At 72.1% G+C, this 26082-nt stretch carries 28 protein-coding genes; 15 read left to right on the top strand and 13 right to left on the bottom strand.

What is annotated here, in order from left to right; genetic code table 11:
* Positions 1 to 57: 57 nt before the first annotated feature.
* A complete protein-coding gene (gene purF, locus LO763_RS00585; protein ID WP_230599895.1) occupies positions 58 to 1578 on the top strand; it encodes an amidophosphoribosyltransferase in 1521 nt (506 codons plus the stop codon).
* Positions 1575 to 2654 (top strand): phosphoribosylformylglycinamidine cyclo-ligase, encoded by a 1080-nt coding sequence (gene purM / locus LO763_RS00590; protein ID WP_230599896.1) that lies wholly within the window; start codon positions 1575 to 1577, stop codon positions 2652 to 2654. The genes purF and purM overlap by 4 nt, the downstream gene beginning before the upstream one ends.
* On the opposite strand, the gene LO763_RS00595 is transcribed toward purM, so the two are convergent.
* Positions 2620 to 3708 (bottom strand): phosphatase PAP2 family protein, encoded by a 1089-nt coding sequence (locus LO763_RS00595; protein WP_230599897.1) that lies wholly within the window; start codon positions 3706 to 3708, stop codon positions 2620 to 2622. The two genes, purM and LO763_RS00595, sit on opposite strands and share 35 nt — an antisense overlap.
* A 408-nt stretch (positions 3709 to 4116) precedes the next feature.
* On the opposite strand from LO763_RS00595, the gene LO763_RS00600 reads away from it, so the two are divergent.
* Entirely contained in the window at positions 4117 to 4869 is a 753-nt protein-coding gene (locus LO763_RS00600; RefSeq protein WP_230599898.1) for a phosphotransferase, read from the top strand.
* A 26-nt stretch (positions 4870 to 4895) separates the two neighbouring features.
* On the opposite strand, the gene LO763_RS00605 is transcribed toward LO763_RS00600, so the two are convergent.
* Complete coding sequence (locus tag LO763_RS00605) at positions 4896 to 6020, bottom strand: alkene reductase (protein WP_230599899.1); 1125 nt, start codon at positions 6018 to 6020, stop codon at positions 4896 to 4898.
* A 56-nt stretch (positions 6021 to 6076) separates the two neighbouring features.
* Between LO763_RS00605 and LO763_RS00610 the strand changes: the two genes are divergently transcribed.
* Positions 6077 to 6445, top strand: coding sequence for a MerR family transcriptional regulator (locus tag LO763_RS00610; protein ID WP_255671561.1), 369 nt, complete (start codon positions 6077 to 6079; stop codon positions 6443 to 6445).
* A 42-nt stretch (positions 6446 to 6487) separates the two neighbouring features.
* On the opposite strand, the gene LO763_RS00615 is transcribed toward LO763_RS00610, so the two are convergent.
* Positions 6488 to 7951, bottom strand: coding sequence for a serine/threonine-protein kinase (locus LO763_RS00615; RefSeq protein WP_230599901.1), 1464 nt, complete (start codon positions 7949 to 7951; stop codon positions 6488 to 6490).
* 277 nt (positions 7952 to 8228) lie between these two features.
* Here LO763_RS00615 and LO763_RS00620 point away from each other — a divergent pair, with 277 nt between their 5' ends.
* Positions 8229 to 8681: a nuclear transport factor 2 family protein gene (locus tag LO763_RS00620; protein WP_230599902.1), complete on the top strand. Its 453-nt coding sequence runs from the start codon at positions 8229 to 8231 to the stop codon at positions 8679 to 8681.
* Between the two features lie 149 nt (positions 8682 to 8830).
* Here the strand turns inward: LO763_RS00620 and LO763_RS00625 are convergent, their stop codons facing one another.
* Complete coding sequence (locus LO763_RS00625) at positions 8831 to 9193, bottom strand: hypothetical protein (protein WP_230599903.1); 363 nt, start codon at positions 9191 to 9193, stop codon at positions 8831 to 8833.
* A gap of 417 nt (positions 9194 to 9610) precedes the next feature.
* Here LO763_RS00625 and LO763_RS00630 point away from each other — a divergent pair, with 417 nt between their 5' ends.
* Entirely contained in the window at positions 9611 to 9991 is a 381-nt protein-coding gene (locus LO763_RS00630; RefSeq protein ID WP_230599904.1) for a hypothetical protein, read from the top strand.
* A 107-nt stretch (positions 9992 to 10098) separates the two neighbouring features.
* On the opposite strand, the gene LO763_RS00635 is transcribed toward LO763_RS00630, so the two are convergent.
* Entirely contained in the window at positions 10099 to 10722 is a 624-nt protein-coding gene (locus tag LO763_RS00635) for a hypothetical protein (protein ID WP_230599905.1), read from the bottom strand.
* Between the two features lie 149 nt (positions 10723 to 10871).
* Entirely contained in the window at positions 10872 to 11330 is a 459-nt protein-coding gene (locus tag LO763_RS00640; protein WP_230599906.1) for a hypothetical protein, read from the bottom strand.
* Positions 11331 to 11566: 236 nt separating this feature from the next.
* Between LO763_RS00640 and LO763_RS00645 the strand changes: the two genes are divergently transcribed.
* From LO763_RS00645 to LO763_RS00655, 3 genes are all read left to right on the top strand, one after another.
* Complete coding sequence (locus LO763_RS00645; protein WP_230599907.1) at positions 11567 to 12070, top strand: hypothetical protein; 504 nt, start codon at positions 11567 to 11569, stop codon at positions 12068 to 12070.
* Positions 12071 to 12196: 126 nt separating this feature from the next.
* On the top strand, positions 12197 to 14680 hold the full coding sequence (locus LO763_RS00650; protein ID WP_230599908.1) for a protein kinase domain-containing protein: 2484 nt from the start codon (positions 12197 to 12199) through the stop codon (positions 14678 to 14680).
* A 106-nt stretch (positions 14681 to 14786) separates the two neighbouring features.
* Positions 14787 to 15311: a VOC family protein gene (locus LO763_RS00655; RefSeq protein WP_230599909.1), complete on the top strand. Its 525-nt coding sequence runs from the start codon at positions 14787 to 14789 to the stop codon at positions 15309 to 15311.
* A 79-nt stretch (positions 15312 to 15390) separates the two neighbouring features.
* Here the strand turns inward: LO763_RS00655 and LO763_RS00660 are convergent, their stop codons facing one another.
* Both LO763_RS00660 and LO763_RS00665 read right to left on the bottom strand, forming a co-directional pair.
* Positions 15391 to 15642, bottom strand: coding sequence for a DUF397 domain-containing protein (locus LO763_RS00660; protein ID WP_230599910.1), 252 nt, complete (start codon positions 15640 to 15642; stop codon positions 15391 to 15393).
* Positions 15617 to 16462: a Scr1 family TA system antitoxin-like transcriptional regulator gene (locus LO763_RS00665; RefSeq protein ID WP_230599911.1), complete on the bottom strand. Its 846-nt coding sequence runs from the start codon at positions 16460 to 16462 to the stop codon at positions 15617 to 15619. Before LO763_RS00665 ends, LO763_RS00660 begins: the two co-directional genes overlap by 26 nt.
* Positions 16463 to 16816: 354 nt before the next feature.
* Here LO763_RS00665 and LO763_RS00670 point away from each other — a divergent pair, with 354 nt between their 5' ends.
* From LO763_RS00670 to LO763_RS00685, 4 genes are all read left to right on the top strand, one after another.
* A complete protein-coding gene (locus LO763_RS00670) occupies positions 16817 to 17143 on the top strand; it encodes a hypothetical protein (RefSeq protein ID WP_230599912.1) in 327 nt (108 codons plus the stop codon).
* The gene (locus LO763_RS00675) at positions 17133 to 17459 is read left to right on the top strand and encodes a hypothetical protein (protein ID WP_230599913.1); all 327 of its coding nucleotides are present in this window, start codon (positions 17133 to 17135) and stop codon (positions 17457 to 17459) included. The genes LO763_RS00670 and LO763_RS00675 overlap by 11 nt, the downstream gene beginning before the upstream one ends.
* A gap of 253 nt (positions 17460 to 17712) precedes the next feature.
* Positions 17713 to 18501, top strand: coding sequence for a DddA-like double-stranded DNA deaminase toxin (locus LO763_RS00680; RefSeq protein ID WP_230599914.1), 789 nt, complete (start codon positions 17713 to 17715; stop codon positions 18499 to 18501).
* Entirely contained in the window at positions 18494 to 18859 is a 366-nt protein-coding gene (locus tag LO763_RS00685) for a hypothetical protein (protein ID WP_230599915.1), read from the top strand. The genes LO763_RS00680 and LO763_RS00685 overlap by 8 nt, the downstream gene beginning before the upstream one ends.
* Positions 18860 to 18901: 42 nt before the next feature.
* On the opposite strand, the gene LO763_RS00690 is transcribed toward LO763_RS00685, so the two are convergent.
* From LO763_RS00690 to LO763_RS00700, 3 genes are all read right to left on the bottom strand, one after another.
* Positions 18902 to 20152 (bottom strand): MFS transporter, encoded by a 1251-nt coding sequence (locus tag LO763_RS00690; RefSeq protein ID WP_230599916.1) that lies wholly within the window; start codon positions 20150 to 20152, stop codon positions 18902 to 18904.
* Positions 20149 to 20667 carry a MarR family winged helix-turn-helix transcriptional regulator gene (locus LO763_RS00695; RefSeq protein WP_230599917.1) on the bottom strand — a complete coding sequence of 173 codons (519 nt, stop codon included), beginning with the start codon at positions 20665 to 20667 and terminating at the stop codon, positions 20149 to 20151. Before LO763_RS00695 ends, LO763_RS00690 begins: the two co-directional genes overlap by 4 nt.
* Positions 20668 to 20733: 66 nt before the next feature.
* Entirely contained in the window at positions 20734 to 22062 is a 1329-nt protein-coding gene (locus LO763_RS00700; RefSeq protein ID WP_230599918.1) for an amidase, read from the bottom strand.
* A gap of 165 nt (positions 22063 to 22227) precedes the next feature.
* On the opposite strand from LO763_RS00700, the gene LO763_RS00705 reads away from it, so the two are divergent.
* Positions 22228 to 23409 carry a serine hydrolase domain-containing protein gene (locus tag LO763_RS00705; RefSeq protein ID WP_230599919.1) on the top strand — a complete coding sequence of 394 codons (1182 nt, stop codon included), beginning with the start codon at positions 22228 to 22230 and terminating at the stop codon, positions 23407 to 23409.
* Between the two features lie 74 nt (positions 23410 to 23483).
* On the opposite strand, the gene LO763_RS00710 is transcribed toward LO763_RS00705, so the two are convergent.
* The gene (locus LO763_RS00710) at positions 23484 to 24401 is read right to left on the bottom strand and encodes an oxidoreductase (RefSeq protein ID WP_230599920.1); all 918 of its coding nucleotides are present in this window, start codon (positions 24399 to 24401) and stop codon (positions 23484 to 23486) included.
* 114 nt (positions 24402 to 24515) lie between these two features.
* Here LO763_RS00710 and LO763_RS00715 point away from each other — a divergent pair, with 114 nt between their 5' ends.
* A complete protein-coding gene (locus tag LO763_RS00715) occupies positions 24516 to 25118 on the top strand; it encodes a TetR/AcrR family transcriptional regulator (protein ID WP_230599921.1) in 603 nt (200 codons plus the stop codon).
* Here the strand turns inward: LO763_RS00715 and LO763_RS00720 are convergent.
* Complete coding sequence (locus LO763_RS00720) at positions 25099 to 25818, bottom strand: maleylpyruvate isomerase family mycothiol-dependent enzyme (RefSeq protein ID WP_230599922.1); 720 nt, start codon at positions 25816 to 25818, stop codon at positions 25099 to 25101. The two genes, LO763_RS00715 and LO763_RS00720, sit on opposite strands and share 20 nt — an antisense overlap.
* Between the last annotated feature and the right edge of the window lie 264 nt (positions 25819 to 26082).

The following is a 26082-nucleotide window of genomic DNA, read 5'->3' on the forward strand; positions in this document are numbered from 1 at the left end:
TCAACCGCGGTGAGGCTCGCGAACCGCGGATCTGCCCCAGCCAACTGAGGAGTTGCAGTGGCCCGAGGTGACGGTCGACTCACCACGGAACTCGATCCCGACAATCCCGGCCCCCGCGACGCCTGCGGCGTCGTCGGCGTCTGGGCCCCCGGGGAAGAGGTCTCCAAACTCACCTACTTCGGGCTGTACGCGTTGCAGCACCGCGGCCAGGAGGCCGCCGGCATCGCCGTCTCCGACGGCGCGCGCACCGTCGTCTACAAGGACCTCGGCCTCGTCGCCCAGGTCTTCGACGAGTCCACGCTCGCGCCCCTCCAGGGCCACCTGGCCATCGGCCACGCCCGCTACTCCACCACCGGCGCCCCCACCTGGGAGAACTCCCAGCCGACCATCCGGTCCTCCTCCACGGGCACGGCCATCTCCCTGGCCCACAACGGGAACCTGGTGAACACGGCCGACCTCCTCAAGGAGGTCGACCACCTCGGCATCGACATGGGCGCCACCACCTCCGACACGCACCTCATCACCGCGCTCCTCGCGGCCCGCCCCGACGAGTCCGTCGCGGCCGCCGCCGAGCGCGTCCTCCCGCAGCTGCGGGGCGCGTTCTGCCTCGTCTTCATGGACGAGCACACGCTCTACGCCGCCCGCGACCCCCAGGGCGTGCACCCGCTCGTCCTCGGCCGCCTCGCCTCCGGCTGGGCCGTCGCGAGCGAGACCGCCGCCCTCGACACGATCGGCGCCCACTTCGTGCGCGAGGTCGAGCCCGGCGAGCTCATCACCGTCGACGAGCACGGCCTGCGCTCGGTCCGCTTCGCGAACCCCGAGCCCAAGGGCTGCCTCTTCGAGTACGTGTACCTCGCCCGCCCCGACACGAAGCTGGCCGGGCGCAACGTCTACGCCACCCGCGTCGAGGTCGGGCGCACCCTCGCCCGCGAGCACCCCGTCGAGGCCGACCTCGTCATCGGCGTCCCCGAGTCCGGCATCCCCGCCGCGATCGGCTACGCCGAGGAGTCCGGCATCCCCTACGGCCAGGGCTTCACCAAGAACCAGTACGTGGGCCGCACCTTCATCCAGCCCTCGCAGTCGCTGCGGCAGCTGGGCATCCGCCTCAAGCTCAACCCGCTCGTCGACCAGATCAAGGGCAAGCGCCTGGTCATCGTCGACGACACGATCGTCCGCGGCAACACCCAGCGCGCGCTCGTGCGGATGCTCCGCGAGGCGGGCGCGGTCGAGGTCCACATCCGCATCTCCGCGCCCCCGGTCGAGTGGCCGTGCTTCTACGGCATCGACTTCGCCACGCGCGCCGAGCTCATCGCCGGGTCCCTCGACGTGGACGGCATCCGCTCCCAGATCGGCGCCGACTCCCTCGGCTACGTCTCGATGGACGGCCTGGTCCGCGCCACCGAGCAGCCCGCGTCGCGCCTGTGCACGGCCTGCTTCGACGGGAACTACCCGATCGAGCTGCCCGCTTCCGAGCTCATCGGCAAGCACCTCATGGAACCGCACCCGGACGCCCCGGGCCGGCGGGCACCGAGAACCACCGAAGCGAGCACGCAAGTGCGGGAAGGGACCACAGCGTGAGCAGCGGCACCACCACTCCTAGGACCATCTCCTACCAGTCCGCGGGCGTCGACATCGCCGCCGGGGACCGGGCGGTCGAGGCGCTCAAGCCCTCGATCCGCAAGACCACCCGGCCCGAGGTCGTCGGCGGCATCGGCGGGTTCGCCGGCCTGTTCGCGCTCGACACGGAGAAGTACAAGAAGCCGCTGCTGGCCTCCTCCACCGACGGCGTGGGCACCAAGCTCGTCATCGCCCAGAAGCTCGACATCCACGACACGGTCGGCATCGACCTGGTCGCCATGGTCGTGGACGACCTCGTCGTCTGCGGCGCCGAGCCGCTGTTCCTCCTCGACTACATCGCGACCGGCCAGGTCGTCCCCGAGAAGATCGCCGACATCGGCGCGGGGATCGCCGACGGCTGCCGCTACGCGGGCTGCTCCCTCATCGGCGGCGAGATCGCCGAGCACCCCGGCGTCATGAAGCCCGACGACTACGACATCTCCGCCACCGGCGTGGGCGTCGTGGAGGCCGACGAGCTGCTCGGCCCCGAGCGGGTCAAGCCCGGCGACGTCGCCATCGCCATGCGCGCCTCGGGCGTCCACTCCAACGGCTTCTCGCTGGTGCGCGAGGCCCTGTTCGGCGTGGGCGGCATGGACCTGCACACGGTCGTCCCCGAGTTCGGCACCCAGCGCACCCTCGGCGAGGAGCTGCTGACCCCGACCCACATCTACGCCAAGGACTGCCTCGAGCTCGCCAAGGAGTGCGACGTGCACGCCTTCGCGCACATCACCGGCGGCGGCATCGCCGGCAACCTGGTCCGGTCCCTCCCCGAGGGCCTCCAGATCGAGGTCGACCGCTCCACCTGGGCCCCGAACCCGGTCTTCGACGTCGTGCAGCGCGTCGGCGGCATCGGCGCCGAGGAGATGGAGCGCACCTTCAACATGGGCATCGGCATGGTCGCCATCGTCGCGCCCGACCAGGTGGACCGCTCGCTGGCCGTGCTCACCGCGCGCCACGTCGAGGCCTGGACCATCGGCGAGGTCGCCGAGGGCGACGCGGGCGTCAAGCTCTCGGGCGGCTATCAGACGGCTGGTTAGGGATCTCCGGGTCCTCCGGGCCCGGGGCCTCCGCGTCCGCCTCCAGCGCCTCGCGGTGCTCCTTCGCCTTGATGCTCAGCCACAGCCAGATCAGGCCCAGCGTGGGCAGGATCGCGGCCGAGATCAGCGCCGGGATCAGGTGCAGCGTCGGCGTGAGCATGACGCCGAGGATGAGCAGCACCGAGATGAGGATCGTCCGTCTCGTGGCCGGGTCGAACACCGACAGCGGCCCGAGCGGGATGGTGTGCCAGGGGACGCGCTTGGCGCTGCGGATGATGATCAGGCCCAGCAGGAACCCGGCGGGCTCGTCCGAGAGCCAGTGCTGGCCCAGGAACACCTGCGAGCAGAACACGATCACCGGCGGCGCGATGAGCAGGGTCCGCCGGGCCCACGCGGGCAGGACGCCGCCCACCAGCATCACGATGAGCCCGAACAGCAGGATCGAGTTCACGGCGTGCCCGGAGGGGAACGCCGTCGCGTCGGGGATGGTGCCGCCGCCCTCGGAGTGGTACGTGAACAGCAGCGGCCCGTCGGGCGAGACCTCCTGGAGCGCGAACGGGTGCTGCGACAGGGGCCGCCCCAGCACGTGCTTCATGCCCAGGATGCTCGCCAGGGTGATGAACGAGATGACGTACATCAGCAGCGGCCGGATCGAGCGCGACCGCAGCGCGCACCAGATCGCGATGAGCAGTGTGACGGTGGCGACGGTGCGGGCCTGGCCGAACTCGGCGCCCGCCTTCGCCAGGTCCCGCAGCCACTGGACGTCGTTGGCGTCGACGGCCCACATGCGCACTTCCCAGTCGAGGCGCACCAGCCACGACGGGTAGCTCACGAAGAACGCGAGCCCCAGGAAGCCGAGGAACATGAACAGGTCCGGCCACCAGCTCTTGGGGCGCTTCCCGTACGGTTCCCAGTCGAACCAGCCCACGGGGATGTAGCGGCGCAGCGGCGTGATGATCTGCCGGACCACCGCGTCGTCGCGCACGGTGACGCCGCGGTCCGTGATGGCGTCGCTCCTGCGCGCGGTCGTCGACCGGTTCGATTCAGAAGACATAGATGGATGTTCGCCGGTGAAAGTGAATTTTGATGCCGCCACACCCGAACTGGACCGAATTTGTTATCAGGTCGGTATATATGGTGTGGTTTGGGACGCAAGCAGAATGAGCTGCACCGATACTCCGCGATACCGGTCACGTTCCAACGTCCCCTCTAGAGCCGCAAGGCCCCGGAGGCGCATCGACGGTCGATGGCGAGTACCGCGTCGGATACCATCCCAAACCCCCGCCCACCCTGGGGAACGATCCTACCGCCCCGTCGTCGCGCCCGGGTCCGACGGAAAGTCCGTCCGCGGGCCCTCTCGGCCCCGAACTTCCACCGAACGTGCGAAGCGGCGCCGCTCCCGCCGCCTGGCCGGGCGCTCCCGTCCCGAGCGGTCCCGGCACCGCCCCCGTAGGCTCGGCCCATGGAGCTGATCGGCGGCGGCAGGGCCTCGCAGGTGTTCGCGCTGGACGAGCGGAGGGTGCTGCGGCGCAGCGGCTTCGACGTGGGCGGCGAGGCGCGCCTCATGCGCCGCCTCCACGAGGAGGGCTTCCCGGTCCCCGAGGTGCTCGCCGTCGACGGCGGCGACCTCACCATGCGCCGCCTCCACGGCCCCACCCTCGGCGCCGAGGCCGTCGCCGGGCGCATCGGCGCCCCCGAGGCGGGGCGGATCCTCCTCGACCTGCACGAAAGCCTCCACGCCCTCGACGCCCCCGACTGGCTCCCGGGCGCGGCCCGCGGCCTCGCCCTCGGCGCGGGCGACGCGCCGCCCAGGATCCTCCACCTCGACCTGCACCCCGAGAACGTCATCGTCACCGACAAGGGCCCCTACCTCGTGGACTGGACCAACGCGGCCGCCGGAGCCCCCGAGGTCGACCTCGCCGTCTCCTGGGCGATCCTCGCCGGGCTCGACCCGGCCGCGCTCGGCCCGGAGTCCGGCCCGGCGACCGCCGCCGTCGGCGACCTCCTGGGCCTCCTCGCCGACCGGTTCCCGCCCGAGGCCGCGGCCCTCGCGGTCGCCTACCGCACCGCGGACCCGAACGTGGACGCCGCCGAGGCCGAGCGCCTCGCCGCGACGGCCGCGCTCCTGGAGCGGACGAGCCCCGCCCGCGAGGCGCCCGGAGCACCGGAAACGGCCGGAGCGCCCGCCGCGCCGGTTCGGCGCGTCGAGCGCTGACCCGCCGCCGGGAGCGCCGACCCGCCTCAGGCGGCGCTCCCGGCCGGTTCGGCCCCGGCGAGCGTCGGGTAGTCGGTGTAGCCGTTCGGGCCGCCGGTGTACTCCAGGCCCTCCTCGCGCACCGGGTTCAGCGGCGCGCCGGTCCGCAGCCGCTCCACCAGGTCCGGGTTGGCTAGGAACGCCCGGCCGAGCGAGACGAGGTCCGCGCCCGCCTCGACCAGCTCCCGCGCCTTGGCGAGCCCGCCGTCCTCGGGGATCGGCAGGGCCGGGCCCAGGACCGGGTTCGCGATGAGCGTCCCTGTCCACCGGCGCCGGATCGCGGCGAACATCGCCAGCCCGGGGTCGGCGTACGCGAGGTGCACGTACGCGAGCCCGAGCGGCGCGAGCGCCTCCAGCAGCGCCGGGTACAGCGCCTCGGCGTCGGACTCGGTGATGCCGTTGACGGTGTTGCCGGGCGAGAGCCGGATGCCGGTGCGCTCGGCGCCGATCTCCGCGGCCACCGCCCGCACGACCTCGAGCACGAACCTGATCCGGTTCGCGACGCTCCCGCCGTACTCGTCGGTGCGGCGGTTGGTCCCATCCGCGAGGAACTGGTGCAGCAGGTAGCCGTTGGCGGCGTGGACCTCGACACCGTCGAAGCCCGCGCGCACCCCGCTGCGGGCCGCGGCCGCGAACGCCGCCGCGGTGGCGCGGATCTCGGCGGTGGTCATCTCGCGCGGCACCGGCGCCTCCCGGCGCCCGCTCGGGGTGTGGATGCCGCCGGGCAGGGCGATCGGAGAGGGCGCGACCGGGTCCAGGCCGCTGTTGTCGCGGTGGCCCACGCGCCCGCCGTGCTCGATCTGCATCACGATCCGGCCCCCGGCCGCGTGCACGGCCTCGGCGATCCCGCGCCAGCCCTCGACCTGCCGCTCGGTGTAGATCCCGGTGACGTTCGGCGTCGTGATGCCGACCTGGGCGGGGATGGCGGCCTCGGTGACGATGAGGCCCGCGCCCGCGCGCTGCGCGTAGTACTCGGCCATGAGCGGCGGCGGGGTGCCGTCGTCCTCGGCGCGGTTGCGGGTCATGGGCGCCATGACCAGTCGGTTCGGAAGCTCGAGCGACCCGAGCCGGGCGGGTGCGAAGAGGCTGTCGGCCTCGGCGGAGTGCGTCATGGGCGTACCGTAGAACCTGACACCGATGTCAGGTTCAAGGGAATGTGAGGCAGACCATGCGTATCGGCGAGCTGTCCCGGCGCACGGGCGTGAGCGTGCGGTCCCTGCGCTACTACGAGCAGCAGGACCTCCTGGAGTCCGAGCGCACCCCCGGCGGGCACCGCGAGTACGCCGAGGCGGCGGTGGACCGGGTGGTGCGCATCCAGATCCTCTTCGCGGCCGGGCTCAACTCGGCCACGATCCACGACGTGCTCCCGTGCATGAGCGACGCCGACGGCGGCCCGAACGAGCGCACCACCGAGTCCCTCGCCCGGGAGCTCCGCGTCGAACGCGACCGCATCGACCGCCAGATCCAGGACCTGGTGCGCACCAGGGGCATCCTCGACGAGGTCATCGACACCGCCGAGGTCCGCGAGCCCGCCTGACGCCGGTCGCGGGCCCGTCTGCGACCGCCGGGCGGCGCCCGGTCAGGTCCCCTCCGACGCAGAGGCGTACTCCTCGGCGTCGCTTTCGGTCCAATAGGCCCCGTTCGTCCCGACGATCCCCAGGCAGTAGTACGTGTGGGAGCCGTCGCCGTCGTCGTCGAACGCCAGAGACGCGAGTTCACCGCAGTCGTCGGGAGCACTTCCCTGGAACGCGATCCGCATGTCTTCGTAGTCCACTGCGTCGTCGCAGTCGATGGGGTCAACCTCGTCCTCGGTGAGGGACGCGGCAGTGTAGGCGTCCCCCTCCTCCAGCCGCACGCAACCGCCCGGTTCGAGCTTCGGCCCCAGCAGCGGAATGAGTGCCACCGCGCCGACGACCAGTGCGATGAGCACGGCGGGGCCGAGCCACGACTTGGCCGGGGCCGCTCGTGCGCGTCCGGAACCTGGCCGCTCGGCGCTGCGGTCGCGGTCGGCCTGCCGGTCTGCGAGGTGCTCGCGGCCTTCGGGCGCCGTTCCGGTGGGGGCGCCCGGCCGATGCGGTTCCGCGACCCGGGTCGGCCGGTTCGGATCGCTCACCATGGTCGGTCCGCTGTCGATCAGCGTGGTGTCGTGACCGGACCCGTCGAGGAGCCGCGAGAGGTCGCGGCGCTGCGCGTCGGCCAGGGCCGCCACCGCGTCGGGCCATGGTCGTGAGGTGGGGGCGACGGGTCCGATGAGCGCCAGCACCTCGGCCGGTGCCGGCCGGTCCTCGGGCCTGCGGGCGAGGCACGGGGCCGCGACAGCGCGGAGTCGAGGAGGCAGGCCGTCCAGGTCGGGCTCGGCGCGGACCACGCTGCTCAGGGTGAGGAACGTGGACGGTCCCGTGAACGGGCTCGCCCCGGTGGCCGCCGCGACCAGGACCGAGCCGAGCGCGAAGACGTCGGAGGCGGGCGTGAGCGGCTTCGACTCGGCCTGTTCGGGTGACATGAACTCGGGGGTGCCGATGACGCCGCCGGTGCGGGTGAGGTCGGAGCGGGTGCGGTCGACGGCGTGGGCGATGCCGAAGTCGATGACCCTGGGGGCGTCGGCGGCGAGGATGACGTTGCCGGGTTTGAGGTCGCGGTGGATGATTCCGGCGCGGTGGATCGACCCCAGCGCCGATGCGAGGCCGGCCGCCAAGCGGAGCACGGTCGCCTCGGGGAGGGGGCCGGTGGTGTCGATCGCGGTGCGCAGTGTCGGGCCGAGGAGGAACTCGGAGGCGAGCCAGGGGGCGGGGTCGTCGGGCCCGGCGTCGAGCACGGCGGCGGTGTAGGCGCCTGCGACCTGCTGCGAGGCGGCCATTTCGCGGCGGAATCGGGCTCGGAACTCCTCGTCCTCGGCGAGCTGCTCGCGGACGAATTTGACGGCCACGGTCCGCCCGTCGGGTCCGTGGCCGAGCAGGACCCGTCCCATCGCGCCGCGCCCCAGCTCCGCGATGAGCCGGTAGGGGCCGATCCGGTCGGGGTCACGGGGGGACAGGGGCTGCATGGAGGGCCTCCGAACCTGGGTTTCGATGCAGCGCCTACGGGTTCGGGCACGGCGATCCGGTCCACTGTACGGTTCCGCTTCCAGACCGCGCCGACCTGCGCGTTTCGCCATCACGGGGGGGAGAGAGCCGACTCGTGGAGCCGCTGCCCGATGCGGCGCGCTCAGCGGTACCTGCTTGCACCGCATGGCCGAAGCTGGAATTCTGAGGCACGGAGCGACCGGCCTGGAGGGCCCCGGCCGCCACTGAGGCTTCACCGACCTCCTTTGGAGAACTACTGTGTACCAGCGAATCGTGGCGTCCAAGGTCAGGGAGACCTTTGCGAAGATCAGCGAGGGCGACTGGGAGGCGATGGTCTCCTCGACGGCGCCGGAGTTCACGTACCGCTTCTACGGCGACCACGCGCTCGGCGGGGAGCGCCGGACCCGGGACGCCCTGCGGCGCTGGTGGAGGCGGGTCTTCTCGATGCTGAGCGAGCCGCGGTTCACGGTGGACCAGGTGGTCTCGCAGGGGCCGCCGTGGAACACTCGGGTGGCCGCGGCGGTGCGGGTCGAGGCGAGGCTCCCCGACGGCACGGCGTACCGCAACGTGATCCACCAGTTCATGACCTTGAAGTGGGGGAGGCTGGTCGAGGTGCGCACGCTGGAGGACACCGCCGCACTGGAGCGGGCGCTCGAGCGGCTCGCCGAACTGGGGCACGCGGAGGCGACCGCCGCGCCCATCGAGGACTGAGCGCCGGAAGCGGCGCGGGGCGCGCATGCGGCGGCGCCCCGGTGCTGTCGCACGGGCGCCGCAGCGCATGGGAAAGGCGACGGACATATGGCGGTGCCTCGATGTGGAGACGAGGCACCGCCATTGCCGTAATCGTCGCGGAGCGTCGATTAGTCGCCCGCCACGGAAATGGTCTCGGAGTTCCATGCGCCGTCCACTCCGGACATGTTCGAGGACTCCAGGTAGTAGGCGTCGCCGTCCGAGTGCGCGCCCGAGCGGATGTGGTCCTGCCAGGCGCCGTCGGCGTCCGCGCCGCTGTTGGACTGCGAGTAGTGGCTGTGCGAGCCGCCGTCGTGGTCGTCCCCGTGGTGGTGTCCCGTGCTACTGTGGACGTGGTAAGAGTCGGCTCCGTCCGGGCCGGCGTAGCTGCCGTGCTGGTCGTAGCTGGTACCCGCGAAAGCGGTGCCGGCGAAGCCGAGCGTCAGCGGCGCCGCCAGGGCGGTGGCGACGATGACACGTTTGACGTTGCGCATGAAAATGCCTTTCTTCGTGTGTGCTTGCCGAGAAAGGGCCTGGTCTTCTCGCTTGGATGGCTGTCGAAGATCAGGCCTGTCAATTTCCCCGCCAGGGCCGGTTGACCCCGCGACCAAACATACACAACGGACGGCGGCGCACTCCCTTTTCTTGAGATTCCCTCTATTCGGAAATCCGACAGACGAGCGATTCGGCGATCCGTGGCGGCCTCCCCGCCCGGGAGCACCGCCGCTGCCGCGGCCCCGGGTCCCGCCGATCGCGACGGCGCGGCGTGGCGCAGGGCGAAAGCGGGGGTCGTGCGCCGGCCCGCCGGTATGTTCGGCACTGGAGCCGGTCGGCGCCGATCCGCCTTCAGCGGTCGTGCGGACGAGGGAACCGGCTCCTGCCTTGCGAGCCCGGACAGAAAGGTTCATCTCATGCGGATCACTCGGAGCCTTGCCGTCGCCGCGGCAGCGGTACCGCTGGTGCTCGGTTTCGCCGGCGTCGCCTCGGCGGACAGCGGCTACAGCGAGACCGTCACCGACGTCGGGCCGCACGGCGCCTTCGTCCACACCGTCCAGAGCGGCACGGGGAGCCACGCCCCCGGTTTCGAGGACGGCCGCGGCCTCGCCGGCTTCGAGCAGCGCACCAGCGGCGCCACCGCGCAGGGCGCCGCGATGGACCACGTCTTCTCGGGCGTCGACATGGACGGCAACGCCGTCTACCACCGCTACCTGGCCGCCGTCGGCCCCCACGGCGTCACGTTCACCGAGGTCACCGCCGACAGCACCCCCGGGACGACGCCCAACGAGGGCTGAGGCCGGTCCGGACCGCCGAGGCGGCGCGACGCGCGCCCGACCGGGTGCGACCGCGAGCGGCCACCTGCCGGTGGCCGCTCCGCATCGCTTCCGCCGCGTCCGGTCCTTCAGGAGAAGCGGATCGTCGTGGCCAGGCTGCGCTCGTAGGTCCCGCTCCAGTCCCACGTGCCCTCCGTCCAGGTCACGAGCCTGAGGCTGAGCGATTCGCGGGCCGGGTCGGTGCCCGTCACGTCGATCCGGATCGAATCGCACCGGCCGTCCCGGCATTCGGTCCAGGGGGACCGCTGCCAGCCGCCGCCCCCTTCCGTGCGGTACTCGATCCACCCGACGGTGCGCTCGACCTGGCCGCAGTCGGCGGCGAAGGGGCCGCCGCGACCGGGGCGGCAGTCGGCGGCGAGGTCGCCCACGATCCGGTAGCCCCCCTGGTGGTTCCAGAGCACGTGGCCTTCGAAGCCCATGTCCCGGCTGGTCCCCTCGTTCGCGGAGCTCTGGGTGATCATCACCGAGTACTCCTGCCACTGCGGGTACCGCGGATCGGCCGGCGGGCCGGCGACCTGCCCCGGCGCGTCCGGGAACCCCGAGTCGCCGGGGAGCGCCGAGGCGACCTGGTCGCCGGGGGCCTCTCCGCCCGGCTCGGCTGGAGGCTCCGCGGCGGCCGACACCGCCGGGAGTGCCAGGACGGCGATGACGCCCGCCATGAGGGCGGTGAGTGCGCGTTGGCGAATGGCCACGGACGTTCCCTTCCTTCGTCGTTCCGTTCACGCGGTGGCGCGAAGCGGTTTCAACATAGGCCGGGAGGGCGTCCGCACGGGCTGGGTTGCGCAAACGCCACAGTAGAGGCCGGTCGGCGGCGGGCCGGGCGGTGCTGCCGAGGGGGCGCTCACGACGGCGAGGGACGGGGTGCCAGGCGGTGGATTCGCGCCTTGAACCGGCGGGCCCAGCGGACCAGTGCGGACCGGAGGCCGCTGCGACGTTCCGGTTCCCGGGCGGCGGTGTGCGCGCGGGCGAGCGGGGCGGAGCCTTCGAGGAAGCGGGCCCAGGCCTGTTCGCGGAGGCGGACGAACGGGTCCGCGGGCGGCGCCGGGCGGGGGCTGGGGCGCCGGGTGGGCGCCGCGCCGGGCTTGACGCCGGTGGTGGGGAGCGGGTCGGGGGCTTCGTCGCGGCGGTGGCGGCCGGTGCGGATGTCGCGGCGGTACTCGGCGGTGGGCCGCCAGGGCCAGGGGCCGGGGTCGAAGGCGTCGTAGGGGGCGGTGCGGAATGAGTACCGGGAAAGACTCCCCTGGGAGGGTGTCGGGCGGTTTTCAGGCAGCGTCAGCTGCGGTATCGTCGTGAACGACATTGAAGGCAACTTCTTTCTTGTCGAGCCGCCCGGTGGACAAAGTTGGTAGCTGTGCGCCACTGGGCGGCGTTATCGATGAACGCCGTATGCGGTTGGTGGACACGATCACGGAACGTGTCGGAATCAGGATGAACAGCGCCGGTCGCGTTGTCAACCCTCAAACGCGGTGTGTCGCCGAGTCTCAAGTGGAATCTTGCGGACCGCCCGGACCGGACGCGGTCGGGCATAGTGGCAAGGTGCACCACCACCTCCCCGAGCGGGTCCGCCGGCGGCTGCGATCCCTGGCCGCACTCGAACTGCTCAACATCCCGCTCCAGGCGTTCGTCTGGTTCGGGCTGCTCGGACTGCCGCCGAGCCCGGCGAACCTCACCGGGTTCGGCGCCTTTGCGCTGCTGCTCGTCCAGGGCGCGGCGTACTGGACGGCCAAGCTGCGGCAGCTGGAATCCGGGCGGGCGGCCCTGCCCGGCGCCGGAGCCTTCGCCCTCTGCTCCCGGGCCAACCCGCCGGTGCTGCTCGCGGCCGTGCTCTTCACCGGCTGGTCCGCGTTCGACGCGCCCGGCGCCGCCGCCTTCCCCGGCCTCGGCTTCGCCCTCTTCGCGGTGCTGGAGCACGTCAACTACTTCCGCACCCAGCTGTCGTACGACAACGGCGCGGATCTGCGCCGCCTGTTCGCCGGCGGGCTCCGCCGCTCCCACCTGGCCGCCGACCTCGAACGCCACCGCGCCGCGCGTGGCCGGTAGACCCCGGGGAGGCCGCTCCCGCGTCGGGACGTTTTCATGACCGGCCGTGGTGCAGTGGGGCCGTACACGGCGGCCCGCCGCGGAAGCGGGCCGCTCGGAACCGGAGCGCTTGCACTCGGAGGCCCCATGCGTCCCCTGCCCCACGACGGCCCCGCCCAGGTCGGGCCCTACCGCGTCATCGCCGAGCTCGGAGGCGGCGCGATGGGGCGGGTGCTGCTGGGCGTCGGCAGGGACGGGCGCCCGGTCGCCGTCAAGGTGATCCGGGAGTGGCTGGTCCAGGACGAGGAGTTCCGCGCCCGGTTCCGCGAGGAGGTGCGCCGGTCGCGCCAGGTCTCCGGGCACTGCACCGCCGCCGTGGTCAAGGCGGGGCCCGACGACCCGGTCCCGTGGCTCGCCTCCGAGTTCCTCCGCGGCCCGACCCTGGACGCGGCGGTGGCGGCCGCCGGACCCTTCCCCGAGACGGCGGCGCTCCGCCTGGCGGCCGGGCTCGCCTCCGCCTTGGAGTCCGTGCACGAGGCCGGCCTCGTCCACCGCGACCTCAAGCCGGGCAACGTGATCCTGACGGCCGACGGCCCGCGGCTCATCGACTTCGGCATCGCCCGCGCCGCCGACGGCCCGCAGTACACGCGCACCGGCGCGATCATCGGCACCCCGGCGTTCATGTCGCCCGAGCAGGCCCGCTCGCAGCCGCTCACCCCCGCGTCGGACGTGTTCTCGCTCGGGTCCGTGCTCGCCATGGCCTGCACCGGGACCAGCCCGTTCGCCGCCGAGTCCGCCGAGGCGACCCGGGACCGCGTGGCCCGCGCCGAGCCCGACCTGGACGGCCTGCCCGAGCGGGTCCGCGCGATCGCCGCACGGTGCCTGGCCCCCGATCCCGCCGACCGCCCCGATCCGGCCGAGGTGCTGGACCTCGTCGGCCCGGTCCCGCCGAGCGCCGACCCGTGGCCCACCGCGGTGTCGGCCTTGGCCGCGGAGCAGGACCGCGAACTCGCGCGCCTCCTCGACGGCGCGGGGGAGCACCCCACCCTCGTCGACGACGGCCCCACCATGGTCGCCGACCCGAACCGCCCCACCTGGAACGCCGGACCGCCCGCGACGCCGATGCCGCCGGCCGGGCCGGCCGCCGCGCCGCACTCCCCGACCGGGCCGGCCCTCTCCCCGCGGCCTCCCGCCGGGTCGGTCGTCCCGCCGTTTTCCCCGACCGGATCGGGCCTCCCGCCGCACTCCGCGGCCGGACCGACCGACTCGCCGCCGCCGGCCGGCGTGCTCGCGCGGCTGCGGCGCCGGCCCCGCGCGGCGATCGCCGTCGCCCTCGCCGCCGTCCTGGTCCTCGCAGCGGGGGTGACCTGGTTCGTCATCGACGACGGCGCTGAGGGCGGCTCCGGCGACGAGCCGGAGTCCGCGGCCGACGACGGCGTCCTGACCGTGTGCCCTCAAGGCGAATGGTCCCCCTACCTCTCCTCCGAGACCGGGGAGTACGCCGGTCTGGACATCGACCTGATGGAGTTGGTCGCGCACCGGCTCGACCAGGACATGGAGGTCGTCGACATCGATTGGGCGGCGGAGCCGGGCGAGGCGTTCGAGGCCGGGGCCTGCGACGTCGTTCCGAGCCTCGACATGGAAGGCGAGCACGCGGCGGACCTCGAGACGGGCGACGGCTACCCCCGCCCCGAGAAACTGCTGGTCGCCCTCGACGACCAGGGCATCGGCAGCTTCGAGGACCTCCACGGCGCGAGCGTCGCGATCGTCTCGGGCGGCCTGCGCGACTGGATGGAGCCGACCGCCGAGGAGTACGGGTTCACGGTCCGGGACTACGGGGAGTACGCCGAGCTCGCCGCCGCGGTCACCGACCGGAAGGACCAGGCCGCGATCATCGACAGGTTCGAGTGGGAGGAGGTCGCGAAGGCCGGTGCGGAGCTGGAGGTGGTGGACGTCCACTACCGCGAGGACCTGTACGGCTTCGGTGTGGCCGAAGGCTACGGCGAACTGCTCGACGCGATCGAAGGGGTACTGGGCGAGGCGGCGACCGGAGGCGCGTTCGCCGATCGCTACGAGCAGTGGCTCGGCATTCCGTACGGCCTGGAAGGCGAGTCGGCCGCCGCCGAAGGCGACGGCGGCGGGGCATGGCGCCGAGCGCAGACGGGGCTTTCCATGCTGCTGGCCGCCACGGAAGGCGCCAAGGAGAACGACGCGAGCAGGTGCCAGGGGCACGTGGACCTCGACGGCGACTACCGCGGGTACGACAACCACATCGAGGAGATCGACCGCGGCGCCGACGCGATCGACGACGAGACCGACCTCGTCTGGGACCCCTGCGAACCGGAGGATTCCACCAACCACCTCTCGACGGCCTGGAACGCGTCGGGCGTCCTCTTCGACGCCGTGCCCACCGTCGAGGAGTGCTGGGCTGCCGTCGAGTCCGGGGACCCCGGAGTGGACCTGGCGATCGACACCAAGTCGCCGCAGGACGCGCCCCTCACGGTCGGGATGGCGCTGTGCGTGCGCACCAGTGAGGGGCGGCTCGCGCTCGTGGAGGTCACCGAGGTCAACCCCGAGGGGCCGTTCTGGATGTCGGTCCACTTCGACGTGTCCGTCTGGTCCCGGTCCTGAGGGCCCGGACTCCGCGAGTGCCGAGGTAGGTTCCCATTATTGGAACAAACAATTCCGTTCTGATAAACTGGCGGTCATCAGTCTCCGACCTTCCGAGGGAGCCGAAATGACCGGTGTGCACTTCCAGCCCGAGGGCTACACCACCGCCACCGCCTGGATCGTCACCGACGACACCGCGAAGCTGCTGGACTTCGTCACCGAGGTCTTCGAGGGCACTGAGTTGGGCCGCGTCGCGACGGAGGACGGCGGCATCGGCCACGCCGAGATCCGGGTCGGCGACACGGTCCTCCTGGCGTTCGACCGCCGCGAGGACTGGCCTGAACTGCCGTCGCTGCTCCGGGTCTGGGTAGCCGACCCCGACGCGACGGTGGCGAAGGCGGTGGGGGCCGGCGCCCGCGTCGTCACCGAGCTGTCGAACGCCGCCTGGGGCGACCGCGGCGCCCGGATCCGCGACCCCTTCGGGAACATCTGGTGGATCATGTCGCACGTCGAGGACGTCGCCGAGGAGGAGGTCTGGAAGCGCATGAACGCCCCCGGCTACGCCGAGGCCATGGCGGACGCCCAGCAGACCTTCGATGCCGAACTGACGGGCCGAAAGGGACGGTCCAGCCGACCCGTCAAGAACTCCTAGCGCTCAACGGGGGAACGAGAACCGCCCCCTGCGGAAGGCAGGGGGCGGCGCTGGTCGTCACCGCGGGCGCAGTGGAGGATCAGGCTGAGCGGGTGGCGTGAAGGAGTCCGGAGAAGTCGGCGGCGGCCAGCTCGAAGACCGGGGAGTCGTGGCCGAGCTTCGAGTCGCGGACCTGGAAAGCGCCGGCTGCGGAGCGGGCCTCGACGCAGTTGTTCGAGTCGGTGCCGCTGCTGCGGGTGCTCTTGCGCCAGGTCTGTCGGCACTCGACGCAATTGGTGTTGTTAGTACCGCTGCTGCGGGTGCTCTTACGCCAAGCGGTCGCGCTCTGCATCGAGGTACTCCTCAAGTGGTGTGGCACGATGCCAATTCGGCTCGATCGGATCATGGTACAACTTCACCCGCTCCGGCTCCTCGATGCACCAGGTGCGATCGCGGATCTCTGTGAACACGAAGGCGGGTCCAGCGGCGGGGCTCTTCGCGGGCAAAAACAGCTGGAAGTTGCTGTGGAAGGTATGCGGGTGAGCCATGATACGGATCTCGCAGCTGAGCAGAGAATTCCACTCGCGGAGCAGGTCCAACTGCTCTCGGCGGTCACCGGCTTCCAGGTGGCGAAGCCATAGGAGGGCAGCTTCACCAATCGCGAAGTAGAGCTTGAACGGTTCGCAGCGGCTTCGGAGTCCCTTGGCGCGGCGAACCTTGAAGTTCCGGCCGAACTGCGAGACCTCATCGGTGGTTCCTTCGAGAGCTTGAAGGATCTTGAAGTGGAAGGCATCGTTTTGGAGCGGACCTGGAACCCTGTCGGGTTCCCAGGTGAAGCTGTAGTTGTAGTGCCGCTCGCCCATCTCCAGCAGGATCGCGTTGAACCTCGGATCGAACTCCAGGCCCTTCCGGTCGGCCTTCTTGGTGCGGATGACCTCCTGGACGTAGAGGATCTGCTCCTCCCGCTCCTCCCTGCTCCCCTTGCCGAACCTGGTGAAGAGCTCCCGGATGTCGCCGACCGAGGGCTGCCCGGTGCCCTTCTTCCAGTTGGCGATGGTCTGCGGTGAGTAGTCAAGGGCCGCAGCCACCTTGACATCGGAAGCGCCGCTCGAATCGATGCAGTCGTTGAGTGCCGCGATGCCGTACCAATTGGAGAGCGTCAGTCGCGCCATGAGATGTACCCCGCATTCGGTGGGAAAGCCGCTGGTGGCAAGCCATGATGGCATATGAGGTCCAATTGCGAAACCGACGCTCTCCTTATAAACCCAGGCCCCCAAAGGATTCGACTCAAGAATTTACCCAAAAAATTTGGCCTGAGGATTTGGTACCCCCTCCCTGGCAAGGAACTGACACCCCGTGTCGGCTTGCCACCTGCGGAAACACCCCATAGCGTGGAGGCGTCGGGAGTCGAGCCATACGGCTTCCGGTAGGTGGGGAAGGCCGGGAGGTCGCCCGAGCTCGAAAGGCAAGGCGACTTCCCGGCATTGCTCGATCGGATATCCGACACTCCCGATAGGAGGATGAGCATGGCCGATGCTGCCCGAGCGGGGCGATCCGCGGCCGATTCGTTGGAGCGGGGGACGTTCCACGACGAGGTCCGGACCTACAAGGTCCGCGCGTCGAGCGCCGACGCGCCCGACTCGTTCCAGGTGTACACCGGAGATCGCGAGGACATCGTCCTGATCATCTCGGGGATCAACTCCGGTGATCTGAAGGCGACCTGGGGCCCGTTCTGGCGGGGCTTCAAACCGCAGTGGCGCGCCTGGCTCGAGGACTCGGCGTTCCGGGTCTTCTACAGCCGCAACCGCCCCCGGCCCACGGCCCGGGACCGGGAGCGTTTCTGTGAAGGATGAGTCCGCGACCTCGGAAGGGCCCTACAACCTCCGGTCGGACGGTGAACCCGGCGTCGACGGCTACCTGGGCTGCTTCCGCAGGGCCCCTGCGGTGTTCAGCGTCTACCAGGTCAGCCCCGTCCCGCACCGGTACACGCCCGGCCCGGCCGAGTACCTGGTCGACGTGGACGACGGCGCGGGCCCGCGCGAGTGCTGCCGCTTCACCGAGGACCGCGAGGACGTGCCGGAGTGGAACGGCCGGTGGGACGGGGACGAGTGGGGCCCTTGGATTCTGGAGCAGGCCCGGGCGCGGGTCGCCGACCCCGAGGACTCGTGACCGCGACGCGACACCTGTCGCCCTGAACCGCAAGTCTTCTCGAACCGCTCCGCGGCCCGGCGACTGAACCTCGGGCGGGCCGCGGAGCCGCGGGCCGACCGGTCCAGGTGGGGACCGGTCGGCCCGCCCCTTGCCGAATCCGAGCGGACTCACCCGCGGCGCCTGTCACAGGCTGCCGCCGCTCCCGCTGTTCTGGCCGATCCTGTGCGGGCGGATTTCGTAAGCTGGGCATTCCCCTACGTGAGGACCTGCGATGGTGTCGATCGGCGATGTGGCCGCGGCATTGCGCGCGGCCATCGCGATGACCGAGGAGGCCGCCCGGACGGTGAAAGCGGCCGACGAGCGGATCGGCGATGCGCTGGCACCGCTGCAAGCGGACCTCGAAGCGTCATCGAATCCCTTGCCGCGTGAGGCACTCGCGCAGTGGAGTGCGGCGCGCGAGCGTCTCGCCGAAGTACTCGCGCTCATCCTCAACGGCACCGAGCGCATGGGCTCGTACGTCGCATCGATCGCAGGCGGTAGCAGGTTCACACCGCCTTCAGAGACGCAGACCACGGGAGATCGGGCTGCGACCGCGTTCAACCCGAGGGCACGCAGCCCGGAGCGTTCGGCGGCGATACGGCGATTCGGATGGCCCAAGCGCGTCGATGGTAAGACCTCGGCTCGAGGAATGCTCTACGACAGCAGTGGAAAGCCTGTGCTCGGGCAGCCGCTCAAGGCGCTCAAGGGCGACCGGGTGTATACGACGCCGGATCTCAAGGATGAGTGGCGAACGCGCGGCATGGCGACCTCATGGCATATCGAGGGCGGTGCGGCGGCGTACATGCGCAACACCCAGACTAAGGAGATGGCCCTCTGGATCAACCTGTCAGCGTGCGGGAACTCGGGCGGATTCGGTGATGACGACCCCAACGGGTGCCATGTGAACCTGCCGAAGATTTTGCCCGAGGGCTATACGCTGCATGTCCATGCGGAACTGGAAAACGGATGGTCCCGCCAATGGACTTACCGGGGCACAGGGGAGGCGCTGAAGGATGGCTGAAGGCTATATGCGATGGGTCGTGACCACCGATCCCGAACAGCTTGCCGACCTTGCGGCGAAGGCGAATGAGCTCGACACCTTCGGGCTCGCCGAATACGCCGTGAGCCTGGGTCTGCGACCGCCCGGCCATACAGAGGGCCAGCGGCCGAGCATCGAATTCGCCACGCCTCCAGGACACGAGGGGCCCCCGCTTCTCATGTGGTCGGGTTACTTCCCTTCGATCCCGCCCGAAGACCTCTACGAGGATGACACCGGCGAAGAAGACGACGAAGCCGACCCCTGGGCCGCACTCGGCGTCGAGACCGGTCCCCCCGGCGACGGCGAATCCCCGACCGCGGCCGGTTCGGGTTCGCCGTAGACGACATGCCGACCGGTGTCCGCCGGCACCGCCCGGGCCGTTTCACGCAGCCGTCTCAACCGGGTCGCTGACGCGGAACTCGCGCAGCGGGCGGTTGCGCAGGCCCACCCACAGCACGCCCGCGACGCACAGCAGCCCGCCCGAGGCCAGGGCGAAGGGCCCCGATGTCAGCGCGGCGACCGCCCCGGCGCGGGCGTTGCCGAGGTCGGGCCCGGCGATCCCGATGACCAGCTCGGCCGAGGAGACCCGTCCCCTATGGCTGTCGGGGGTGGCCAGCTGCACCAGGGTGCCGCGGGAGATCACGGCGATCGTGTCGGCGGCTCCGGCGACCGCGAGCGCGCCGAGCACGGCCCACAGCGGTTCGGCCAGCCCGAACCCGGCCAGGGCCGCGCCCCAGGCGCCCGCCGCCCCCAGCTGGACCAGGCCGATGCGGTCGGCGCGGGAGACCAGGCCCGACGCGAGGCCCGCGAGGATGCCGCCGACGGCGATCGCGGCCGGGAACAGGCCCAGGGTCTCGGGGGAGCCGCCGAAGCGGAGCTCGTTGACCAGCGGGAAGAGCGAGACCGGCATGGCCAGCAGGGTCGCGAACAGGTCGGTGGCGAACGAGCCGCGCACGGCCGGGGCGCGGGCGATGTGCCGCAGCCCGTCCGCGATGGAGCGCAGGCCCGGGCGGTGCGTCTCGGTTCCCGAGGGCGGCAGGGACGGCAGCCTGACGACCGCGTACAGGGAGGCGGCGAGGGCGACCGCTTCGACCGTGTAGCAGGCCGTCAGCCCCCATCGGCCGATGATGAGTCCGGCCAGCGCCGGCCCCGCGAGCATGGCGGCCTGGAAGGACAGGTGCTGCAAGGCCAGTCCGGCGGGCACGAGGTCGCGCGGCAGCAGCCGGGCCGGGAGGGTGCGGCGGGCCGGGGAGCCGAGCGCCACGCACGTCGACTGGGCGGCCACGAGCGCGAGGACGAGCGCCAGGTGGTGCGCTTCGGCCGCGGACTGCGCGGCCAGCGCGGCGGCGGCGAGCATCGAGCCGAGCGTGGTCCACCGGACCAGGACGCGGCGGTCGACCGCGTCGGCCAGGGACCCGCCGACGGTGCCGAAGACGATCATGGGGACGGCCGAGGCGAGCCCGATCATTCCGGTCCACACCGGACTCCCGGTCAGCTCCCAGACCTGGAAGAGGACGGCGACCACGGTCATCTGGTGGCCCAGGCCCGACAGGGCCGAGCCCACCCACACGCGCCGGTAGGGGGCGCTGGCGGCGAGGGGCCGCAGGTCGATCAGGCCGGTCGGCGGCCTCATCGCCCCGGGTCCCCGGCCTCATCGGCGTCGCCCGCCGGGGGGTGGTCGAGGCGCTCGGCGATCCGGTCGCGGAAGCCGCGCTGCTCCAGCCGGGCCCTCATCGCCGCGACGTAGTCGGCGAGGCGGACCGGCAGTTCGGCGTCGAGCGCCTCGATCGCGTCCTCGGTGGCGCGCCACTCGGCCTCCAGGAAGGGCACCAGCGAGCGGCCGCGCTCGGTCAGGCGGACCACGCGGGTGCGCGCGTCGGCCCCGGGCGCGGTCTCGACCAGGTCTTCCGCCCGCATCGCGGTGACGGTCTGGCTCAGTGCCGAGTGGGACCGGCCGAGGCTCGCGGCGAGTTCGCGGAGCGTCATCGGGCCGCGGTGGGCCAGCCTGATCAGCGGGTAGGCGAAGCGGGGGCGCACGCCGTCCACGCCCCGCTCGGCGTACAGGGCGGCGATCTCGGCGTCCAGGTGCTCCTGGAGCGCCCGCAGCCCGCGCCAGTAGTCCCGCTCGGTGGGGTCGTCATTTATCACCGCGCTAATATAACAGCGCGGTGATAATTATGGCGAGGCACGCCGGCGCCCCGGCACCGGGTGCGGTCAGAAGCCCGGCGGGCGGGTGAAGCCGGGCAGGATCCCGGCCTCCTCCAGTGCGGCGGCGATCGCGATCAGGCGGATCTCCGACCAGCGCGGCCCCACGATCTGGAGGCCGATCGGCAGGCCGTCCGCGTCGAATCCGGCCGGGACCGTCAGCGCGGGCAGCCCGGCGAAGTTCGCGAAGAGCATCACGGCGCCCGCCGTGCCCGCGTCGGCGCCGTGCGCGAAGGCGGTCGTCGTCGCGGGCGGCAGCAGGAGGGCGTCCCAGTCCGTGAAGAACCGGTCCCAGTCGGCGGCCAACGCGTCCCTCCGGTGCAGCCTCTCGAGGTACCAGGCGAGGGTCCGCTGCTCCATGCCGGGCACGAAGGCACTGGTCACGGCGGTCATCAGCTCCAGGAGCGCGCTCTGCTCGTCCCAGTCGAGGCCGGGGAGCCGCGATTCGACCGCCGCTCCCGCGTCGGCGCAGGCCGCGGCGACGCGGGAGACCTGCGCTCGCAGGCTCTCCTCCACCTCGGCCCCGGGCAGTTCCAGGGCGGTCGCGAGCCGCAGCCCGTCGAGCCGCAGGGGGCGGCGCTCGGGCAGGGGCACCGGCGGGACGTCGAAGTCGGCCCCGTCCGGTCCGGAGATCAGGCGCAGCACCAGTTCCAGGTCGTCCAGGTCGCGGGCCATCGGGCCGATCGCGGACAGGACGCGCACGGGGTTCGGCTCTCCGCGCGGTCCGAAGTAGCCGGTCATCGCCACCCGGTGCTCGGTGGTCTTGAGCCCGTAGACGCCGCAGTAGTGCGACGGCAGGCGTATCGACCCGGCGAGGTCGGAGCCGACCTCGACCGGCGTCATCCCGGCGGCCAGGGCCGCCGCCGCGCCCCCGCTGGAGCCGCCGGGGGTGCGGGCGGTGTCCCAGGGGTTGGAGGTGAGGCCGAAGATCTCGTTCTCGCTGGTGTACGCGCTCAGGAAGGGCGGCACGTTGGTGTGCCCGATGACGACGGCCCCGGCCTCGCGCAGCCGCGCGGCGACGGTGCCGTCCTCGGCGGGCGTGCGGTCGAGCACGGGGGTGCCCACGGTGGTGCGCAGCCCCGCCGCGTCGTGGCAGTCCTTCAAGGTGAGCGGCACCCCGTGCAGCGGGCCCAGGGGTTCGCCGCGCTCGACGGCGAGGTCGGCGGCCCGCGCCGCCTCGCGGGCCCGGTCGGCGTCCAGCGAGACCACGGCGTTCAGCTCCGGATTGCGCTTCGCGACCTGGTCGAGGTGCGCGTCCAGCACCTCGGCGGCGGTCGCCTCGCGGCGCCGGATCAGGTCGGCGAGCTCGCGCGCCGATCGATAGGTCGACTGCGACATGGCGTGTCCTGCACTTCCTGGAGAGCGGCCGGGCGGGGTCCCGACGGTACGCCGCAGCGTACCGGGAACGGGCGCGTCGACCGACCGAATAAACGGAATCACGTGTCAGCGGCCGTGTCAGCGCGATGTCAGGGCGGTGACAGGCCGGGCCGCGACAGTTGCCGCATGACACAGCACAGCACTTCCTCCAAGCAGCACGCCGCCACCGACCAGGACGCGTCCGGCTCGCAGACCGGGCCGGACCGCCCCGAACTGCGGCGGATCATCGAGGAGATGGTCGCCGCCGAGGCCGCCTTCGTCGGCGTCACGCTGCGCGTCCGCGACCAGGACGGCGAGTGGACCGCCGCGGCCGGCGCGAGCCGGATCGGCGAGGACGCCGCGCCGCCGGTGGACGGGTACTTCCGCATCGGCAGCAACACCAAGACCTTCACCGCGGCCCTCGTGCTGCGCCTCGTGGAGGAGGGCGCGATCGACCTGGACGCCCCCGCCTCCGGCTACCTGCCCCGGTTCGACCTGGACCCGCGCATCACGGTGCGCATGCTGCTCCAGCACACCAGCGGCGTCTTCAACTTCACCGGCGAGTACTACGAGGACGGGACGTTCGCGCCCGGGATCGTCTGGTCGGGCCGGGAGTGGGTCGAGGACCGGTTCCGGACCTACCGGCCCGAGGAGCTCGTGGAGCTGGCGCTGTCCAAGCCCGCGCGGTTCGAGCCGGGGACGGACTGGAGCTACTCCAACACCAACTACGTCCTGGCCCGGCTCGTGGTCGAGCAGGTCACCGGGCGCCCGTTCGCCGATGAGATGCGGCGGCTGGTCCTCGACCCGCTCGGCCTGTCGCACACCCTGGTGCCGGGGACCTCGCCGGAGCTCCCCGAGCCGCACGCGCACGCCTACTACCGGTACGAGGAGGACGGCGAGGAGCGCACGGTCGACGTCACCCGCCAGAACCCCTCCTGGATCGCCACCGGCGGCGACATGGTCTCGACCACCGAGGACCTCCAGGCGTTCATCGCCGGGCTGCTGGGCGGCAGGCTCCTGCCCGAGGCGCTGCTGGCCGAGATGTGCGCGCCGGAGTCCAAGGCCGGGTACGGCCTGGGCGTGTTCGTGCAGGAGGCCCCGAACGGCGGCGGCACGGTCATCACCCACAACGGGGGCATCTCGGGCCACGCGGGCCTGATGTACGGCACTCCCGGCGGCGGCACGACCCTCACCGCCTCGCTCAACTACGTGGACGACGCCGGACTGTCGATGGCGGCGGCGTTCCAGCAGGCGACGCAGCGGCTCGTGGCGGCGGTGTTCGGCGGCGAGGAGGCCGAGTCGGCGGGCGGGGCCGGAACGGAGGGCTGAGCCTCGCGGCTCCGCAGGTCCCGAGGAGTGGAACCGCGGGCCCGGCCGCACGGCGCGGCCGGGCCCGCGGTTCGCTACGCCGTCGCGGGGAGCGGGAACCGGACGCCGGTGAGCGTCTCGGAGACCTCCCACAGCCGCTGCGCCGTCTCGGGGTCCTGCGCCGAGCGCACGGGCTGCACCACCACGGGCGGGCCCTTGCGCTCGCGCCTGCCGGCCGGGCCGAAGTACTGGCCGCCCTCGGCGTCCGGGTCGGTCGCGGCGCGCAGCTGCGGCAGCGCGCCCTCGGCGGCCGACTGGGTGACGAACGGCATCACCAGTTTGCCGATGCCCCGGGTCAGCGCGTTCGAGCTCTGCATCAGCTCGGTGTCGGAGAAGCCGGGGTGGGCCACGAGGCTGCGCACGGGGCTGCCCGCGGCGCGCAGGCGCCGGTCGAGTTCGAGGGCGAAGAGCATGTTCGCGAACTTGGACTGCTCGTAGTACCGCACCGGCCCGTAGCGGTACTCGCCGGTGAGGTCGTCGAAGTGGATGCGGCCGCTGCGGTGCGCGAGCGAGGAGACGGTGACCACGCGCGGGTCGCGGCCCCGCCCGAGGCGGTCGAGGAGCAGGCCCGTGAGGGCGAAGTGGCCGAGGTGGTTGGTGCCGAACTGGGACTCGTGGCCCTGCGGGGTCAGGCGGCGCGGGGGGATCATGATCCCGGCGTTGTTGACCAGGACGTCCACGGGCGCGTCGAGCGCGTCCGCGAAGGCCTTGACCGAGTCGAGGTCGGCGAGGTCGAGGCGGCGGACCTCCAGGTCCGCGCCCGGCGCGGTCCCGGCGATGTCGGCCGCGGCGGCGCGGCCCTTGGACTCGGTGCGGACGGCCATGACGACCCGGGCGCCGCGGCGGGCGAGCGCCCGCGCCGTCTCCAGGCCGAGCCCCGAGTTGGCGCCGGTGACCAGGAAGGTGCGGCCGGACTGGTCGGGGATGTCGGCGGTGGTCCATGCGGCGTTCACGGCGCTCCCTCAAGTAAGATGAATCTGGTTTCACATTAATCATGAACCATAATTCACCTTATTGCAAGTCGTGGTCGGCGCCTATGATGCTGCGTGGGGGGGAGAGGAGACCGGATGCCACAGGAGCGGCCGCTGCGGGCCGACGCCGCCCGCAACCGCGCCAAGATCACCGAGGCCGCGACCCGGCAGATCACCGCCCGCGGGCCCGAGGTCCCCATGGAGGCCATCGCCGCCGACGCGGGCGTGGCCGTCGGCACCCTCTACCGGCACTTCCCGACCAAGAAGGACCTGGTCAAGGCCGTGGTCGACGCGTCCCTGGAGGACATGCGGCGCGAGGCCGAGGCCGCGGCCGACCGCATCGCGGCCGGCGCGCGCGCGATCGAGGAGTTCACCGCCTTCGGGCGCCTGATCATGGAGAAGGCCGCCGACAACAAGGCGGTCAAGGCGGCGGCCCGCGAACTGGGCGCCGTCTACGACGCCGAGGGCCACCTGCGCCGGGGCGAGGAGGCGCTCCAGCGCCTCATCGACGCCGGGAAGGCCCAGGGCGACCTGCGGCCCGACCTCACGGTCGAGGACGGCTACCTGTTCTTCGCGACGGCCCCGACCGACCAGCCGCCCGCCGTCCGCGATCGCTGGCTCACCCTCATGATCGACGGGTTCCGCTGGGGCGCGGCCGCGGCGCCGCCGCTGCCGAGCCTCACGTCAGAGGCCCTTTGAGCACCGACATGGCCGTGTTGCGCTCGCCGCTCCAGGCGAACGCCGCGTCGTAGGCGGTCCGGCGCCCGCGCAGCAGGAGCAGCAGGTCGGCGGCGGTGCCGCGCACCTCGGCGACCGGGTCGCCGGGGCCGAAGGTCCACCAGGCGTCGGTGTCGGTGGCGTCGAGCCGGATGCAGGCGTCCGGCGGCCACGCCTTGCCGCGCCCGATCTGCCGGGGCGCCAGCACGTCGAAGACCTCGGTGACGCCCTCGCCGGCCAGCTCGGGGTCGAGCGCGCCGGGCTCGCCGAGCGCCTGCTCGGCGTCCCAGCGGTGCAGCATCGTCTCGACGGCGATCGACCGCTGCCAGTAGCCCGCGTTCGGGGGCGTGTAGAAGCCCCACGCGGGCGTGCCCGGCTCGGTGTCCAGGGCCATGACCAGCACTTCGCCGGTGCCTTCGACCCAGCGGACCAGCTCGTCGCGGTCCTCGGGGGTCTTCGGCGGCGCGCCGTCGGGGGGCGAGTCCGCGCCGTTGAAGTCGGTGACCGTGGCGGCGACGAACAGGTTCGCGGCGCCGACGCGCGCGGCCAGCCCGGCGAGGTCCAGGGGGTAGTCCGGATCCTCGCGGTAGGCGATCGGCACGGAGAGGTCGCCTTTCGCCAGGCATGCGCGGAATGCATCGAGTTCGCGCAGGAAGCATCGCAAATACGAGGCAGTGTCCATAGACCCCAGCCTATCCGCGCCCCGCCCCGGCGGCGCGCCCCAGGGCCTCCCGGCGGGGCCGCCGGGGGCGGCGAAGGAAAATCCCCTCGGCCGGGCAACCGCGTGCAAGGGTTAAGGTGTCTTTGAACGGGAACCTTTTGATCGCGAAAAGCGTTGTAGCGCTTAGTGATCGACACGCACTCCCGGTGCGGGGCCGTATGGTGCCGTCCTCCCGCGGCAGGCCTGAACCAGCACCGGGCGCCGCGCCGGCGGACGGGGACCAGC

This window comes from Glycomyces amatae, from assembly GCF_020991375.1.
Taxonomy (GTDB): Bacteria; Actinomycetota; Actinomycetes; order Mycobacteriales; family Micromonosporaceae; genus Glycomyces; species Glycomyces amatae.

Coding starts and splice junctions, on each gene's coding strand:
- LO763_RS00595 (WP_230599897.1), bottom strand. CDS start 3,708: ATGTCTTCTGAATCGAACCGGTCGACGACCGCGCGCAGGAGCGACGCC.
- LO763_RS00600 (WP_230599898.1), top strand. CDS start 4,117: ATGGAGCTGATCGGCGGCGGCAGGGCCTCGCAGGTGTTCGCGCTGGAC.
- LO763_RS00605 (WP_230599899.1), bottom strand. CDS start 6,020: ATGACGCACTCCGCCGAGGCCGACAGCCTCTTCGCACCCGCCCGGCTC.
- LO763_RS00610 (WP_255671561.1), top strand. CDS start 6,077: ATGCGTATCGGCGAGCTGTCCCGGCGCACGGGCGTGAGCGTGCGGTCC.
- LO763_RS00615 (WP_230599901.1), bottom strand. CDS start 7,951: ATGCAGCCCCTGTCCCCCCGTGACCCCGACCGGATCGGCCCCTACCGG.
- LO763_RS00625 (WP_230599903.1), bottom strand. CDS start 9,193: ATGCGCAACGTCAAACGTGTCATCGTCGCCACCGCCCTGGCGGCGCCG.
- LO763_RS00630 (WP_230599904.1), top strand. CDS start 9,611: ATGCGGATCACTCGGAGCCTTGCCGTCGCCGCGGCAGCGGTACCGCTG.
- LO763_RS00640 (WP_230599906.1), bottom strand. CDS start 11,330: ATGTCGTTCACGACGATACCGCAGCTGACGCTGCCTGAAAACCGCCCG.
- LO763_RS00650 (WP_230599908.1), top strand. CDS start 12,197: ATGCGTCCCCTGCCCCACGACGGCCCCGCCCAGGTCGGGCCCTACCGC.
- LO763_RS00655 (WP_230599909.1), top strand. CDS start 14,787: ATGACCGGTGTGCACTTCCAGCCCGAGGGCTACACCACCGCCACCGCC.
- LO763_RS00660 (WP_230599910.1), bottom strand. CDS start 15,642: ATGCAGAGCGCGACCGCTTGGCGTAAGAGCACCCGCAGCAGCGGTACT.
- LO763_RS00665 (WP_230599911.1), bottom strand. CDS start 16,462: ATGGCGCGACTGACGCTCTCCAATTGGTACGGCATCGCGGCACTCAAC.
- LO763_RS00670 (WP_230599912.1), top strand. CDS start 16,817: ATGGCCGATGCTGCCCGAGCGGGGCGATCCGCGGCCGATTCGTTGGAG.
- LO763_RS00680 (WP_230599914.1), top strand. CDS start 17,713: ATGGTGTCGATCGGCGATGTGGCCGCGGCATTGCGCGCGGCCATCGCG.
- LO763_RS00685 (WP_230599915.1), top strand. CDS start 18,494: ATGGCTGAAGGCTATATGCGATGGGTCGTGACCACCGATCCCGAACAG.
- LO763_RS00690 (WP_230599916.1), bottom strand. CDS start 20,152: ATGAGGCCGCCGACCGGCCTGATCGACCTGCGGCCCCTCGCCGCCAGC.
- LO763_RS00700 (WP_230599918.1), bottom strand. CDS start 22,062: ATGTCGCAGTCGACCTATCGATCGGCGCGCGAGCTCGCCGACCTGATC.
- LO763_RS00705 (WP_230599919.1), top strand. CDS start 22,228: ATGACACAGCACAGCACTTCCTCCAAGCAGCACGCCGCCACCGACCAG.
- LO763_RS00715 (WP_230599921.1), top strand. CDS start 24,516: ATGCCACAGGAGCGGCCGCTGCGGGCCGACGCCGCCCGCAACCGCGCC.
- LO763_RS00720 (WP_230599922.1), bottom strand. CDS start 25,818: ATGGACACTGCCTCGTATTTGCGATGCTTCCTGCGCGAACTCGATGCA.